This window comes from Pseudomonas sp. R3.Fl (assembly GCF_023516765.1).
GTDB lineage: Bacteria > Pseudomonadota > Gammaproteobacteria > Pseudomonadales > Pseudomonadaceae > Pseudomonas > Pseudomonas citronellolis.
On sequence record NZ_JAMGSO010000001.1, the window covers coordinates 1 to 14,571 of the forward strand.

The 14,571-nt window shown below is 58.0% G+C and carries 19 protein-coding genes and 1 pseudogene; 6 read left to right on the plus strand and 14 right to left on the minus strand.

What is annotated here, in order from left to right:
* Positions 1–186, minus strand: a pseudogene (locus tag M8R19_RS00005) (phage/plasmid replication domain-containing protein); the annotation flags it as partial.
* Between the two features lie 156 nt (positions 187–342).
* Between M8R19_RS00005 and M8R19_RS00010 the strand changes: the two are divergent.
* The 3 genes from M8R19_RS00010 (at position 343) to M8R19_RS00020 (ending at position 2,060) form a co-directional block, all read left to right on the plus strand.
* Positions 343–714, plus strand: a complete 372-nt coding sequence (locus tag M8R19_RS00010; protein WP_249916638.1) for a helix-turn-helix domain-containing protein — start codon at positions 343–345, stop codon at positions 712–714.
* 275 nt (positions 715–989) lie between these two features.
* Positions 990–1,154 (plus strand): hypothetical protein, encoded by a 165-nt coding sequence (locus M8R19_RS00015; protein ID WP_249916639.1) that lies wholly within the window; start codon positions 990–992, stop codon positions 1,152–1,154.
* Positions 1,155–1,475: 321 nt separating this feature from the next.
* On the plus strand, positions 1,476–2,060 hold the full coding sequence (locus tag M8R19_RS00020; protein ID WP_249916640.1) for a hypothetical protein: 585 nt from the start codon (positions 1,476–1,478) through the stop codon (positions 2,058–2,060).
* Between the two features lie 402 nt (positions 2,061–2,462).
* Here M8R19_RS00020 and M8R19_RS00025 read toward each other — a convergent pair whose 3' ends face one another.
* The 8 genes from M8R19_RS00025 to M8R19_RS00060 all read right to left on the minus strand — a co-directional run bounded on the left by M8R19_RS00025 (position 2,463) and on the right by M8R19_RS00060 (position 8,177).
* On the minus strand, positions 2,463–3,776 hold the full coding sequence (locus M8R19_RS00025) for a zonular occludens toxin domain-containing protein (RefSeq protein WP_249916641.1): 1,314 nt from the start codon (positions 3,774–3,776) through the stop codon (positions 2,463–2,465).
* A 4-nt stretch (positions 3,777–3,780) separates the two neighbouring features.
* Complete coding sequence (locus M8R19_RS00030) at positions 3,781–4,068, minus strand: hypothetical protein (protein ID WP_058491135.1); 288 nt, start codon at positions 4,066–4,068, stop codon at positions 3,781–3,783.
* 10 nt (positions 4,069–4,078) lie between these two features.
* A complete protein-coding gene (locus tag M8R19_RS00035) occupies positions 4,079–5,590 on the minus strand; it encodes a hypothetical protein (protein ID WP_249916642.1) in 1,512 nt (503 codons plus the stop codon).
* Between the two features lie 135 nt (positions 5,591–5,725).
* On the minus strand, positions 5,726–5,947 hold the full coding sequence (locus M8R19_RS00040; protein WP_249916643.1) for a hypothetical protein: 222 nt from the start codon (positions 5,945–5,947) through the stop codon (positions 5,726–5,728).
* Between the two features lie 326 nt (positions 5,948–6,273).
* Positions 6,274–6,561 carry a single-stranded DNA-binding protein gene (locus M8R19_RS00045; protein WP_043272796.1) on the minus strand — a complete coding sequence of 96 codons (288 nt, stop codon included), beginning with the start codon at positions 6,559–6,561 and terminating at the stop codon, positions 6,274–6,276.
* Positions 6,562–6,596: 35 nt separating this feature from the next.
* On the minus strand, positions 6,597–6,857 hold the full coding sequence (locus M8R19_RS00050; RefSeq protein ID WP_249916644.1) for a hypothetical protein: 261 nt from the start codon (positions 6,855–6,857) through the stop codon (positions 6,597–6,599).
* The gene (locus M8R19_RS00055; RefSeq protein ID WP_249916645.1) at positions 6,857–7,030 is read right to left on the minus strand and encodes a hypothetical protein; all 174 of its coding nucleotides are present in this window, start codon (positions 7,028–7,030) and stop codon (positions 6,857–6,859) included. The genes M8R19_RS00050 and M8R19_RS00055 overlap by 1 nt, the downstream gene beginning before the upstream one ends.
* Before the next feature lies 1 nt (position 7,031).
* The gene (locus tag M8R19_RS00060; RefSeq protein WP_249916646.1) at positions 7,032–8,177 is read right to left on the minus strand and encodes a phage/plasmid replication domain-containing protein; all 1,146 of its coding nucleotides are present in this window, start codon (positions 8,175–8,177) and stop codon (positions 7,032–7,034) included.
* A gap of 156 nt (positions 8,178–8,333) precedes the next feature.
* Here M8R19_RS00060 and M8R19_RS00065 point away from each other — a divergent pair, with 156 nt between their 5' ends.
* From M8R19_RS00065 to M8R19_RS00075, 3 genes are all read left to right on the plus strand, one after another.
* Positions 8,334–8,705 carry a helix-turn-helix domain-containing protein gene (locus tag M8R19_RS00065; protein WP_249916638.1) on the plus strand — a complete coding sequence of 124 codons (372 nt, stop codon included), beginning with the start codon at positions 8,334–8,336 and terminating at the stop codon, positions 8,703–8,705.
* A gap of 275 nt (positions 8,706–8,980) precedes the next feature.
* Entirely contained in the window at positions 8,981–9,145 is a 165-nt protein-coding gene (locus M8R19_RS00070) for a hypothetical protein (protein WP_249916639.1), read from the plus strand.
* A gap of 321 nt (positions 9,146–9,466) precedes the next feature.
* Positions 9,467–10,051, plus strand: coding sequence for a hypothetical protein (locus tag M8R19_RS00075; protein ID WP_249916640.1), 585 nt, complete (start codon positions 9,467–9,469; stop codon positions 10,049–10,051).
* Between the two features lie 402 nt (positions 10,052–10,453).
* Here M8R19_RS00075 and M8R19_RS00080 read toward each other — a convergent pair whose 3' ends face one another.
* The 5 genes from M8R19_RS00080 to M8R19_RS00100 all read right to left on the minus strand — a co-directional run bounded on the left by M8R19_RS00080 (position 10,454) and on the right by M8R19_RS00100 (position 14,552).
* On the minus strand, positions 10,454–11,767 hold the full coding sequence (locus tag M8R19_RS00080) for a zonular occludens toxin domain-containing protein (RefSeq protein ID WP_249916641.1): 1,314 nt from the start codon (positions 11,765–11,767) through the stop codon (positions 10,454–10,456).
* Positions 11,768–11,771: 4 nt separating this feature from the next.
* Positions 11,772–12,059, minus strand: coding sequence for a hypothetical protein (locus M8R19_RS00085; RefSeq protein ID WP_058491135.1), 288 nt, complete (start codon positions 12,057–12,059; stop codon positions 11,772–11,774).
* 10 nt (positions 12,060–12,069) lie between these two features.
* Positions 12,070–13,581 (minus strand): hypothetical protein, encoded by a 1,512-nt coding sequence (locus tag M8R19_RS00090; protein WP_249916642.1) that lies wholly within the window; start codon positions 13,579–13,581, stop codon positions 12,070–12,072.
* A 135-nt stretch (positions 13,582–13,716) separates the two neighbouring features.
* A complete protein-coding gene (locus M8R19_RS00095; RefSeq protein WP_249916643.1) occupies positions 13,717–13,938 on the minus strand; it encodes a hypothetical protein in 222 nt (73 codons plus the stop codon).
* 326 nt (positions 13,939–14,264) lie between these two features.
* The gene (locus M8R19_RS00100; protein WP_043272796.1) at positions 14,265–14,552 is read right to left on the minus strand and encodes a single-stranded DNA-binding protein; all 288 of its coding nucleotides are present in this window, start codon (positions 14,550–14,552) and stop codon (positions 14,265–14,267) included.
* Between the last annotated feature and the right edge of the window lie 19 nt (positions 14,553–14,571).

The window sequence follows — 14,571 nt, forward strand, 5'->3', positions numbered from 1 at the left end:
CACCAGCTTGTTGCCGTCGGCGCGGATGGAGATCGACGTGGAGTAGCTGCCCTCATGCTTCCAACCCGGTTCCGTCACCTTGAGGCGCTCGCCGGTGCGCTTGTCGTAGTAGCAAATACGGGTGTCCGACACCTGCGGCAGTTCGAACGGAAAGACCTGCTCGACCGCGAGGTAGTCGTAGAACATCCTGCTCTGCTGTCGCCCCATGGAAGCCTCAAAAGCTGTCAACCACCCAAATATTGCGGTAGAAGCTACAGCTTTTCGCGGATCGAATGCAAACGAAATCTTGCGGTCAAAGACACCATTTATCGGTATTGGATAAACAAACAGGAGATAGGGTGCATGGACAACCCCGTAACAGAAGAGGCAGCCATGAGCATCGGCGAGAACATAAAGCGCCAAAGAGAGGCGCACGGCCTGTCACAAAAGAAGCTTGGAGAAGCGATAGGCAGCGGCGAAAACACAGTGGTCGGCTGGGAGAAAGACAAAAACCCACCACCAGGCGACAAGGTTGCCGCAATGGCCAAACTCTTCGGGTGCTCAACCGACGAGATTCTGATGGACAAGCACGAGCGCGACATATCACCAGAAATGAGAGCGTTATTCCGGCGTTTTAATGACCTGCCAGACAACCTAAAGCCCATGGCAAGAGGAATGATCAGCGCAATCCTGGCAAGCCTGGAAGAAGAGGCGGCAAGGAAAACCGCAGCATGATGGCCTGGGCACTGGTCGTAGCGTTCCAGGGGGACCCAGAGCCAAAGGTCTACCTAAAGCCAACGGAAAACGAATGCCGAGGGCTTCAGATCGTAATCAGAGAGCACGCCCAACGAATAGGGCGTGAGGCGACGGTAGATTGCTACATCATAACACCCACGCCAGACAGCGTCATACACCCCGAATGGAAGCTGGTGCCAAGAGCAAACCATGGAAGTCCGGGGTGAATTGGGGGTGTTACAGCACCCCCACCCTGCCCAGCCACGGAGACGACCATGGGCCTACAGGACCGGGAATGGTTCAACGAGGCGCGCAAAGCGCCCAAGAAGCCAAAGAAACCCATCCAGCACTCCAAACAGCCACGCAGCCTGAAAGCGCCCTCATGGGCCATCGTAGGCGTCGCCGTGACCATCGCCATCGCAGTAATTCTCTGGCTGTAGCCGACGGGAAGCCCGGCAGCGCTGCTCGCTGGGCTAGACGGCCTGGACATTCCGCGGAGATCTGTCAGCACGCAATGCGCACCAGATGCGGTGCTCTGTGACGGGCCGCGATACGCCCAGGAGGGGTAATCATGGCGCGGGGTGGGCTTGTGCCGAGACGAATCCGGCGCCTCGCGAGCCAGCCGCCGAGCGAGGCGAGCCAAGTTATCGTTACGTAACGAACATTAACGACGAACGGTCGATTTATCGTTACGTTACGCTGGTCTATTTATCGTTACGTAACTATAATTACTCCATGCAACCAGCACGGAGCACACCGCCATGATCGATCCGAAGGACAACAGCACTCAGCCCCTGGACCTCGGCGAGGCCAAGCGCCGCCGGGGCCGACCCAGCACCGGCAAAGCCATGAGCAACGCCGAGCGGCAGCGCGCTTACCGCGAGCGGGCAAAAGCGCAACGTAACGAAAAAACAGAAAACGGCACAGACCTGGTATCTAGGGCGAAGTACGAAAAGCTACACGCCATAACGATAGAAATTAGCGACAGGTGCGCACTGGCCGAGCATCACAGGGATGAATTGCATGAACAGGTACAGAAGCTACTGGAGCAACGCGACAGCCTGATCCGCGAATGCCATGAGCTGAAAAAGGAATTGGCGTCTCGTAACGAAAAAGAGATCACGAACGGCAAAATCCCAGGCACCTGGATAGTCGAAAGGAAGGAACGCGGCACCAAGAAATGGGAGAAATCAGGTGACGCACCGGAATCAAGCTGGGACGCGGCAAAGGGAAGCGTGGACTACATGCAGTTCACATCAGGAACAGGTCAGGACGACAACTGGAGAGCTCGCTGCACAGCCGGCACGTTCAAAGGAATGATCTACTGGCCTAAAGCTCCAAAATAGCCCGGCAAGCCGCCTGGAGCGCTTCCAGGCGGTCATCCAACAGACTCCCCTCCTCGTCCAGCTGGGCAACCCGGCGCCTCAGTTGTCGAATCTCACCCGCCAGGCGCGGGTAGTCCTCAAGCATGCAGCAAACCGAGTCCAGGGCATCGCGCCCCGGGAACCAGAGTTTTGCGTCACGTAACAGATATTCGGGGATGTCTAGGGCGGGCATCGCATAATGGACATTACGCTAAATCGGCCCCGGAGCTTATCAGCATTGTCCGGAGCCGACTTAACGTAACGTCACGATATTATGCGAAGCCTAGGCACCGAGCGATGAAGCCCAGCGCCTCGGAAACCGCCAGGATGTTCAGGACCAGCAACGGCGCCGCCAGGCACGCCGTAACGAACACGTCTGCAGGCTCAATCATCCTGGCCTCTCCAGGGACGCGAAGCATATTCGCTGTCCGGCACAACGGTTACGACTGTCGCTGTAGCGTGCGGCGTCGAGGGCCGCTGAACGGATGCAGGAACCGGCCTGGCATCGGCTGATCGCAGGTCGCTCCGCTCGCTGCTCACAGCCGATTGCCGGGCCTGCACAGAGGCCTCCGGATCCACGACCTTCGTCACCGCGCCGCGACCGGTCCAGGGCGTCACTCGTTCGCCGTCCACATCGCAGAGCACGTACAAGTCACGCTCAATCCAGCGGCACTCAGCCATCGGCACGATTCGCCTGGACGAGCCATCCGTCAGCACAACGCTCGACGTGCGACTAACCGAGCCAGCACCGGTCACAGAGGCCCCGCAGGGCTTCACCCTGGACGGATCGCCCTCGACCGGCACCGAGCAGCCAAGCCAGCCGGCGACGCGCCAGGTCGCACTCATAGGCGCCGCGCCGCTGACCGAAACACCCGTCACCGCCTGTACAACACGATCGGCAGACGCCCTCACCTGCTGTACCGGCGCTGCAGCAGCTGGCGGCGGGTTCACGAGCTCGCTCTGCACGTGCAGACCACGCGCCTCCGGATCGAAGAACCGATGCACGCCCCAGACGCCGGGCAGGACCAGCACAGGGATGGCCACCACCAGGCCCCACAGAGCCGGCGAACGCCAGATGTTGCCGCGGTTATCGGCCTTGGATTCGTCGCCCACGTCGCCCGTTTCGCTTTGCGTGGCGGACTTGTAGTAACGGTAGACCTCGGGCTTATACGTGCCGAACGACTGCCGCTGCATCTGACTCTTAGGCGGACGATCCCCCGTCGCCGCACCGCTGTAGATATCAACGCGGTACGCCTTCTTAGTCTTCTTTACCACCCGATAAGTTTGCTCAATCAGCGCCCTGGCAAACGACGCAATCTGACTCAGGTCCTGGGTGACCAACACAATACGCATCGACTTATTGTTCTTATCGACACGGTGCCGATGTTCGGCCAGCAGCGCCTTATCTTGTTCGCGCACGGCAGTTGCCTTTAACCCGGACGGCCAACGCCGCCAAAGTTCATCGAGCACCAGAACAGAACCCGGAGGAGCCAGGTCCGCCAAGTCGTCACGCTTATCCCAGTCAGCCGGCAATTGATCGATAGAGCCCTGCGGGAAGTCTTCCAGCAGCATATCCACCTGCAGCGGGATATTCGTTACCACATGCCGCCCCTGTTTAAGCGACGGAATAATCACGTGTTGGACAACGCCATAACTTTTACCGTGACCAGGCTTGCCCACATACGCATCAATAGGCATGACGTCACCCTATGAACGGAATACGGCGCAGGATAAACCGAGCCAACAATGCGGCCAGGCACACCTTAATGCCGAAGCTCAATTCAAACGTCGAGGCGAACCACATTACCGAGGAAGGAATGCCCGCAAACGCACCGCCGGCCTGCGACATGAAGTCGGGCACCGGAATAGCATTCAGGAACTTACCGATACCTTCCATGGCTACCGAGTAAATCTTTTTCGGTATCCACTCTGCCCAATCAACAAACCACTTCAGAATGTCGTTAAGCCAACTTTTCAGCCAATCCAACATATCAATCACCTCACGCCATGAGGAAAATCATAACCGCCACGAAACACCAGAAGGCTCGCATGGTCGGCTGCAGAACATCGTCAATCGTGGACTTCAGGTCGCGAATAATGCCGTAGTCCAATGAAGCCCCGCCCAGGACCTGAAGTGCAGGCGTAGTTAATGTCGGAGCCGTTCCAGTATCAGGCGCCGATATATTGCCAACCGCTGTTGCAATCGGACTTGACTTCACCGTGTCGTAGAACTTCTGTGTCGTAGTCTGGTAATCGTCCACGTCATCGAGCTTCGGCGTGTCCGGACTAGAGCCGTCACTGCATTCCTCGGCCGTCACACAGTCACCACCGCCCTCGCCCTCCCCTGTGCCGCCAGAGCCCGTACCGCTGCCATTAGAGGCCGAGCCAGTACCACAGGCGGCGCCGCTGCAGGTCGATTGCGTAGAGGTCACCACGCCCGTGCCATCCTTAGTCGTCGTGGTTTTGGTCGTCGTCGTGGAGCTGCTGCACACATTCATGTCGGTGCACACAGTCTTGGTCGAAACATCCGTCTTCACGGACGTGGTAGAGCCATCGGCGTTCGTCGTCGTACTGATGTTCGTGGCGATATCAATGCCCTTGGAAGTAGGCGATTTCCAATCGCAACTAAATACGCCGTTCGCCGTGCCACAGTTCTGCGAGCCCGACGTTTTAGTCTCTTGTTTCGACGTGCAGGATTGAGAGCCGTCAGCGCCCGTCGAATAATTACACGGCTGATTATTGGTATCGGTCTTAGGAGTTAAATCGGGCGCCTCGCAACCACCAAGCGCATGGCAGTCCTGATCCTTGGGGTTGTCAGTGCCACCGCCAACGCCGCCAGTGTAAACGCCGTCAACCACGCAAACGGAACCTTGGCCATCCGCATTTACCGTGCACTGAGAAGACTTGACACTAACCGAGCAGCCGATATTCGGATATGCAACGGTCTGCCCATTAATAGGCCCCTTCTCAGGCGTATCAAGATGAATAGAAAGCTGCGACACAGAACCGCCGTCGCGAGAAGAAAACGCCTTACACATAACAGCAGGAGGCGAATCATAAACGCGGATGCACTCGCCAGACGACCAAACATAAGGAACGGTAGACTGCCAAGTGGTATTGCCGCAAAGAGTTCCATCCTCGCCTGCAGGTGTTTCACAAGCACCAGTCTGAGAATTATAAGTAAGACCAGAGGCACAACTATCGCCAAGGCGATCAAAAACCGAACCATTAACACTCAAAGGCTGATCAGAGCCACCCGGGGAATTCTTATAAGTAGTCGCCCAATAACAAAGAGCCCTTGTGGAACTCTGCATTGTTATACGAACACTAGAAGAGCCGTCAGCAACAATCTTGCCCTGAGACGTCAAATCATTAACCTGGCTTGTATAACTCTGATGACAGGCAAGAAACGGTGATGCCGCACTTATGCCGGAATAATTGGTCCAATAATAATCGGCGGCGTTAACACTACCGCACAGAAAAAGAAAGAATATAGAGATTATGCGGCGCATATCAAAGACTCCAGAAGAAACATAGGGCCGACATGCCGCCGAAAAAGAACGATACGAAGTAATAAAGATCAGCCATGCTTTCGCCCTCCCCAAAGAAAAGGGCGGCCGAAGCCGCCCCTTGTACACGCGGCCCGGTCAGGCGCTTTTGATCATGCCGAGCAGCATCTTGGCGCCACGGACGGCGACGTAGACCGCAGCAGCCAGGGCAGCCACTGCCAGGATGCCGGTCACGACAGTGGACCAGTCCACGCCAGACGTAATGGCCGAGAAGTCCGGACCGGCAGCAGCAGCCAGACCGGAACCAGCAGCAGCCATGAGCGAGCCCAGGGCGACGACACCTTTTTTGTTCAGTTTCATAGACTTAACTCCGAATCATCTTAAGGATTGCTCGGGCTCCGAACACGACGGCTAGCGGTACGCCGACGAAGACGAAGCCGACCCCGAACGCCTGGGCAAGTGCCACAGGGTCGAGCGTGGAGGGGTCGAAATCTTGGTGCGACTCAACAAGCACCCAGGGGGTGGAGCAGCTGGGCGCGCCGTCACTGAGCACCTGAATCTCGCCATCGCAGGCGACCGTGTACGTGGTCACGACCGAGCCCAGCGGCCGAGGCCGTGAACGACGACGCCGGCAGCGACGTACCAGGCGAGAAGCTCAGCGATCAGCATCCAGGCGCCCTCCCCGATCAGCTGGCAGCGCGCACAGGCGCTTTCTGCAGCGGCACCAGGCGCAGGCGCATCTGCAGGTCCTCGAACCGCCCCACGTAGAAGCTGTCCGGGCCGACGGTATAGAGACCAGGCGCGTACGGAGCCGCGTTGTCATCCAGGGTGACCTTGATGTGCTGCGGGTACTTCTGCCCCGGCAGGGTGACGTAGGCCTTCTGCTCGCGGATCTGGTAGGGCTTGCCGGTCTTGGCCGAATTGCCCGACTTGACCACCACCTCGGCGCTCTCAATCTCAACCTGAATATCCATCGTCTTTCCTCTCTCAACGTGTGCCCGGATGGGCGTTAGAAGCCGAAGGCATCACCCACCCAGGGCGTGCCGTCAGACCAAATTTCGGTACGGGCATAGCGCTTGAACTCGGCCACGATTTCCCAGTAACGCCGGCACTCGCGGTCCTCGCGAGACTCATACGGCGCAGGCTGCAGGACGGGCATTTCGAGCAAGGCAGGGTTGGCCACAATGGAGCTGCGCAGCGATGCCTGGAGGGCTACACGGGCGCGCTCAGAGGCCGAAAGCTGGACGCCCTGGAAGGAGACGGTGCGCATCAGTCCACCTCCCAAACTTCAACGTCATCATCGGAGTCGACGCCGAGGGCATGCATAGCCATCTGAAACGCTTCCTCAACACTGGCGGCGGAGACGGTCAGGCAAAAAATGCCCTGGTAAACAACGTCCCACTTGGGCAACCGATCCATCTCGGCAAGATCGAAGAGAGCCACGTCAGGCCACCAGGCGCAGCTGGGTGCGCGGTGCCTGGGCGTGCCGGTAGAAACTCGGCAGCACCAGGTTGTCGTTAGTGACGATTTCGGTCGCACGACGAACCAGCACAGCGGTATGCCGGGTGACGTCGTAGGGCATGCGGATGTTGATGCCGATCTTGTTGAGACGAGAGGCGTAAACCTCCATCTGCGACTTCTTAAAATCGAACTGAATGCCCGGGCAGTGCATCCACTGCATAGCAATGTTGGCGGTCGCATTGGCGGACTGAGTGGAGGCAACAATGCCCTTCTCTTTCAGCGTCTGCGCAATCGTGCTGTAGTCCATACCCATCACCTCAAGCTTCTGATCTATCGCCAAAAATTCCGCGTGGATGTCGCGGAAACGGGACTCATCAAAGAGCCCCCACCACTCCAGGCGCTCCCGTTGCAGGTATTCCGCTTTCAGTTCCTGCTCCATCCGCACCACGCCATGCTCATCGCAGAAATTGGCCAGCGACTGCAGGTAGCGAAATTCGGGCGAGTCCTCGCCAAAATTCCGTTTGCACTTTGGGAACAGGAACTTACGAATGGCGTGCGACTTCTGATACGCCTTCTCGTAGTGGTCGCGAGCCTTCCAGTCGACGGTTCGCCCGTCCTCATAGAGATGGCCCACCTTGCGCTTCCACAGCTGGGTTGAAAGCGCCCGGATGTAGGCCAGGTCGTTGCCCTTCCCTACTGTCCGGTTCGTTGTCAGGTCAATACGACGGATGCGGGCGCCATTGCCGACCATGCTCGACTTAGTGCCGTCCTCGCCCTGGCGCAGGCCCCACTCGGTGCACTTGGTGAAGCGCGGTAGCCGGCGGAAGCCATACTCATCGGTATACGACGTGACGATCTCGTTGAAGACCGCAATGCACTCGTCAAGAGTGCGGAACCCGTCGAGGTTATCCAGCCGGTTAACCGCGCTCGGATTGCCCTTCACCACCAGCTTGTTGCCGTCGGCGCGGATGGAGATCGACGTGGAGTAGCTGCCCTCATGCTTCCAACCCGGTTCCGTCACCTTGAGGCGCTCGCCGGTGCGCTTGTCGTAGTAGCAAATACGGGTGTCCGACACCTGCGGCAGTTCGAACGGAAAGACCTGCTCGACCGCGAGGTAGTCGTAGAACATCCTGCTCTGCTGTCGCCCCATGGAAGCCTCAAAAGCTGTCAACCACCCAAATATTGCGGTAGAAGCTACAGCTTTTCGCGGATCGAATGCAAACGAAATCTTGCGGTCAAAGACACCATTTATCGGTATTGGATAAACAAACAGGAGATAGGGTGCATGGACAACCCCGTAACAGAAGAGGCAGCCATGAGCATCGGCGAGAACATAAAGCGCCAAAGAGAGGCGCACGGCCTGTCACAAAAGAAGCTTGGAGAAGCGATAGGCAGCGGCGAAAACACAGTGGTCGGCTGGGAGAAAGACAAAAACCCACCACCAGGCGACAAGGTTGCCGCAATGGCCAAACTCTTCGGGTGCTCAACCGACGAGATTCTGATGGACAAGCACGAGCGCGACATATCACCAGAAATGAGAGCGTTATTCCGGCGTTTTAATGACCTGCCAGACAACCTAAAGCCCATGGCAAGAGGAATGATCAGCGCAATCCTGGCAAGCCTGGAAGAAGAGGCGGCAAGGAAAACCGCAGCATGATGGCCTGGGCACTGGTCGTAGCGTTCCAGGGGGACCCAGAGCCAAAGGTCTACCTAAAGCCAACGGAAAACGAATGCCGAGGGCTTCAGATCGTAATCAGAGAGCACGCCCAACGAATAGGGCGTGAGGCGACGGTAGATTGCTACATCATAACACCCACGCCAGACAGCGTCATACACCCCGAATGGAAGCTGGTGCCAAGAGCAAACCATGGAAGTCCGGGGTGAATTGGGGGTGTTACAGCACCCCCACCCTGCCCAGCCACGGAGACGACCATGGGCCTACAGGACCGGGAATGGTTCAACGAGGCGCGCAAAGCGCCCAAGAAGCCAAAGAAACCCATCCAGCACTCCAAACAGCCACGCAGCCTGAAAGCGCCCTCATGGGCCATCGTAGGCGTCGCCGTGACCATCGCCATCGCAGTAATTCTCTGGCTGTAGCCGACGGGAAGCCCGGCAGCGCTGCTCGCTGGGCTAGACGGCCTGGACATTCCGCGGAGATCTGTCAGCACGCAATGCGCACCAGATGCGGTGCTCTGTGACGGGCCGCGATACGCCCAGGAGGGGTAATCATGGCGCGGGGTGGGCTTGTGCCGAGACGAATCCGGCGCCTCGCGAGCCAGCCGCCGAGCGAGGCGAGCCAAGTTATCGTTACGTAACGAACATTAACGACGAACGGTCGATTTATCGTTACGTTACGCTGGTCTATTTATCGTTACGTAACTATAATTACTCCATGCAACCAGCACGGAGCACACCGCCATGATCGATCCGAAGGACAACAGCACTCAGCCCCTGGACCTCGGCGAGGCCAAGCGCCGCCGGGGCCGACCCAGCACCGGCAAAGCCATGAGCAACGCCGAGCGGCAGCGCGCTTACCGCGAGCGGGCAAAAGCGCAACGTAACGAAAAAACAGAAAACGGCACAGACCTGGTATCTAGGGCGAAGTACGAAAAGCTACACGCCATAACGATAGAAATTAGCGACAGGTGCGCACTGGCCGAGCATCACAGGGATGAATTGCATGAACAGGTACAGAAGCTACTGGAGCAACGCGACAGCCTGATCCGCGAATGCCATGAGCTGAAAAAGGAATTGGCGTCTCGTAACGAAAAAGAGATCACGAACGGCAAAATCCCAGGCACCTGGATAGTCGAAAGGAAGGAACGCGGCACCAAGAAATGGGAGAAATCAGGTGACGCACCGGAATCAAGCTGGGACGCGGCAAAGGGAAGCGTGGACTACATGCAGTTCACATCAGGAACAGGTCAGGACGACAACTGGAGAGCTCGCTGCACAGCCGGCACGTTCAAAGGAATGATCTACTGGCCTAAAGCTCCAAAATAGCCCGGCAAGCCGCCTGGAGCGCTTCCAGGCGGTCATCCAACAGACTCCCCTCCTCGTCCAGCTGGGCAACCCGGCGCCTCAGTTGTCGAATCTCACCCGCCAGGCGCGGGTAGTCCTCAAGCATGCAGCAAACCGAGTCCAGGGCATCGCGCCCCGGGAACCAGAGTTTTGCGTCACGTAACAGATATTCGGGGATGTCTAGGGCGGGCATCGCATAATGGACATTACGCTAAATCGGCCCCGGAGCTTATCAGCATTGTCCGGAGCCGACTTAACGTAACGTCACGATATTATGCGAAGCCTAGGCACCGAGCGATGAAGCCCAGCGCCTCGGAAACCGCCAGGATGTTCAGGACCAGCAACGGCGCCGCCAGGCACGCCGTAACGAACACGTCTGCAGGCTCAATCATCCTGGCCTCTCCAGGGACGCGAAGCATATTCGCTGTCCGGCACAACGGTTACGACTGTCGCTGTAGCGTGCGGCGTCGAGGGCCGCTGAACGGATGCAGGAACCGGCCTGGCATCGGCTGATCGCAGGTCGCTCCGCTCGCTGCTCACAGCCGATTGCCGGGCCTGCACAGAGGCCTCCGGATCCACGACCTTCGTCACCGCGCCGCGACCGGTCCAGGGCGTCACTCGTTCGCCGTCCACATCGCAGAGCACGTACAAGTCACGCTCAATCCAGCGGCACTCAGCCATCGGCACGATTCGCCTGGACGAGCCATCCGTCAGCACAACGCTCGACGTGCGACTAACCGAGCCAGCACCGGTCACAGAGGCCCCGCAGGGCTTCACCCTGGACGGATCGCCCTCGACCGGCACCGAGCAGCCAAGCCAGCCGGCGACGCGCCAGGTCGCACTCATAGGCGCCGCGCCGCTGACCGAAACACCCGTCACCGCCTGTACAACACGATCGGCAGACGCCCTCACCTGCTGTACCGGCGCTGCAGCAGCTGGCGGCGGGTTCACGAGCTCGCTCTGCACGTGCAGACCACGCGCCTCCGGATCGAAGAACCGATGCACGCCCCAGACGCCGGGCAGGACCAGCACAGGGATGGCCACCACCAGGCCCCACAGAGCCGGCGAACGCCAGATGTTGCCGCGGTTATCGGCCTTGGATTCGTCGCCCACGTCGCCCGTTTCGCTTTGCGTGGCGGACTTGTAGTAACGGTAGACCTCGGGCTTATACGTGCCGAACGACTGCCGCTGCATCTGACTCTTAGGCGGACGATCCCCCGTCGCCGCACCGCTGTAGATATCAACGCGGTACGCCTTCTTAGTCTTCTTTACCACCCGATAAGTTTGCTCAATCAGCGCCCTGGCAAACGACGCAATCTGACTCAGGTCCTGGGTGACCAACACAATACGCATCGACTTATTGTTCTTATCGACACGGTGCCGATGTTCGGCCAGCAGCGCCTTATCTTGTTCGCGCACGGCAGTTGCCTTTAACCCGGACGGCCAACGCCGCCAAAGTTCATCGAGCACCAGAACAGAACCCGGAGGAGCCAGGTCCGCCAAGTCGTCACGCTTATCCCAGTCAGCCGGCAATTGATCGATAGAGCCCTGCGGGAAGTCTTCCAGCAGCATATCCACCTGCAGCGGGATATTCGTTACCACATGCCGCCCCTGTTTAAGCGACGGAATAATCACGTGTTGGACAACGCCATAACTTTTACCGTGACCAGGCTTGCCCACATACGCATCAATAGGCATGACGTCACCCTATGAACGGAATACGGCGCAGGATAAACCGAGCCAACAATGCGGCCAGGCACACCTTAATGCCGAAGCTCAATTCAAACGTCGAGGCGAACCACATTACCGAGGAAGGAATGCCCGCAAACGCACCGCCGGCCTGCGACATGAAGTCGGGCACCGGAATAGCATTCAGGAACTTACCGATACCTTCCATGGCTACCGAGTAAATCTTTTTCGGTATCCACTCTGCCCAATCAACAAACCACTTCAGAATGTCGTTAAGCCAACTTTTCAGCCAATCCAACATATCAATCACCTCACGCCATGAGGAAAATCATAACCGCCACGAAACACCAGAAGGCTCGCATGGTCGGCTGCAGAACATCGTCAATCGTGGACTTCAGGTCGCGAATAATGCCGTAGTCCAATGAAGCCCCGCCCAGGACCTGAAGTGCAGGCGTAGTTAATGTCGGAGCCGTTCCAGTATCAGGCGCCGATATATTGCCAACCGCTGTTGCAATCGGACTTGACTTCACCGTGTCGTAGAACTTCTGTGTCGTAGTCTGGTAATCGTCCACGTCATCGAGCTTCGGCGTGTCCGGACTAGAGCCGTCACTGCATTCCTCGGCCGTCACACAGTCACCACCGCCCTCGCCCTCCCCTGTGCCGCCAGAGCCCGTACCGCTGCCATTAGAGGCCGAGCCAGTACCACAGGCGGCGCCGCTGCAGGTCGATTGCGTAGAGGTCACCACGCCCGTGCCATCCTTAGTCGTCGTGGTTTTGGTCGTCGTCGTGGAGCTGCTGCACACATTCATGTCGGTGCACACAGTCTTGGTCGAAACATCCGTCTTCACGGACGTGGTAGAGCCATCGGCGTTCGTCGTCGTACTGATGTTCGTGGCGATATCAATGCCCTTGGAAGTAGGCGATTTCCAATCGCAACTAAATACGCCGTTCGCCGTGCCACAGTTCTGCGAGCCCGACGTTTTAGTCTCTTGTTTCGACGTGCAGGATTGAGAGCCGTCAGCGCCCGTCGAATAATTACACGGCTGATTATTGGTATCGGTCTTAGGAGTTAAATCGGGCGCCTCGCAACCACCAAGCGCATGGCAGTCCTGATCCTTGGGGTTGTCAGTGCCACCGCCAACGCCGCCAGTGTAAACGCCGTCAACCACGCAAACGGAACCTTGGCCATCCGCATTTACCGTGCACTGAGAAGACTTGACACTAACCGAGCAGCCGATATTCGGATATGCAACGGTCTGCCCATTAATAGGCCCCTTCTCAGGCGTATCAAGATGAATAGAAAGCTGCGACACAGAACCGCCGTCGCGAGAAGAAAACGCCTTACACATAACAGCAGGAGGCGAATCATAAACGCGGATGCACTCGCCAGACGACCAAACATAAGGAACGGTAGACTGCCAAGTGGTATTGCCGCAAAGAGTTCCATCCTCGCCTGCAGGTGTTTCACAAGCACCAGTCTGAGAATTATAAGTAAGACCAGAGGCACAACTATCGCCAAGGCGATCAAAAACCGAACCATTAACACTCAAAGGCTGATCAGAGCCACCCGGGGAATTCTTATAAGTAGTCGCCCAATAACAAAGAGCCCTTGTGGAACTCTGCATTGTTATACGAACACTAGAAGAGCCGTCAGCAACAATCTTGCCCTGAGACGTCAAATCATTAACCTGGCTTGTATAACTCTGATGACAGGCAAGAAACGGTGATGCCGCACTTATGCCGGAATAATTGGTCCAATAATAATCGGCGGCGTTAACACTACCGCACAGAAAAAGAAAGAATATAGAGATTATGCGGCGCATATCAAAGACTCCAGAAGAAACATAGGGCCGACATGCCGCCGAAAAAGAACGATACGAAGTAATAAAGATCAGCCATGCTTTCGCCCTCCCCAAAGAAAAGGGCGGCCGAAGCCGCCCCTTGTACACGCGGCCCGGTCAGGCGCTTTTGATCATGCCGAGCAGCATCTTGGCGCCACGGACGGCGACGTAGACCGCAGCAGCCAGGGCAGCCACTGCCAGGATGCCGGTCACGACAGTGGACCAGTCCACGCCAGACGTAATGGCCGAGAAGTCCGGACCGGCAGCAGCAGCCAGACCGGAACCAGCAGCAGCCATGAGCGAGCCCAGGGCGACGACACCTTTTTTGTTCAGTTTCATAGACTTAACTCCGAATCATCTTAAGGATTGCTCGGGCTCCGAACACGACGGCTAGCGGTACGCCGACGAAGACGAAGCCGACCCCGAACGCCTGGGCAAGTGCCACAGGGTCGAGCGTGGAGGGGTCGAAATCTTGGTGCGACTCAACAAGCACCCAGGGGGTGGAGCAGCTGGGCGCGCCGTCACTGAGCACCTGAATCTCGCCATCGCAGGCGACCGTGTACGTGGTCACGACCGAGCCCAGCGGCCGAGGCCGTGAACGACGACGCCGGCAGCGACGTACCAGGCGAGAAGCTCAGCGATCAGCATCCAGGCGCCCTCCCCGATCAGCTGGCAGCGCGCACAGGCGCTTTCTGCAGCGGCACCAGGCGCAGGCGCATCTGCAGGTCCTCGAACCGCCCCACGTAGAAGCTGTCCGGGCCGACGGTATAGAGACCAGGCGCGTACGGAGCCGCGTTGTCATCCAGGGTGACCTTGATGTGCTGCGGGTACTTCTGCCCCGGCAGGGTGACGTAGGCCTTCTGCTCGCGGATCTGGTAGGGCTTGCCGGTCTTGGCCGAATTGCCCGACTTGACCACCACCTCGGCGCTCTCAATCTCAACCTGAATATCCATCGTCTTTCCTCTCTCAACG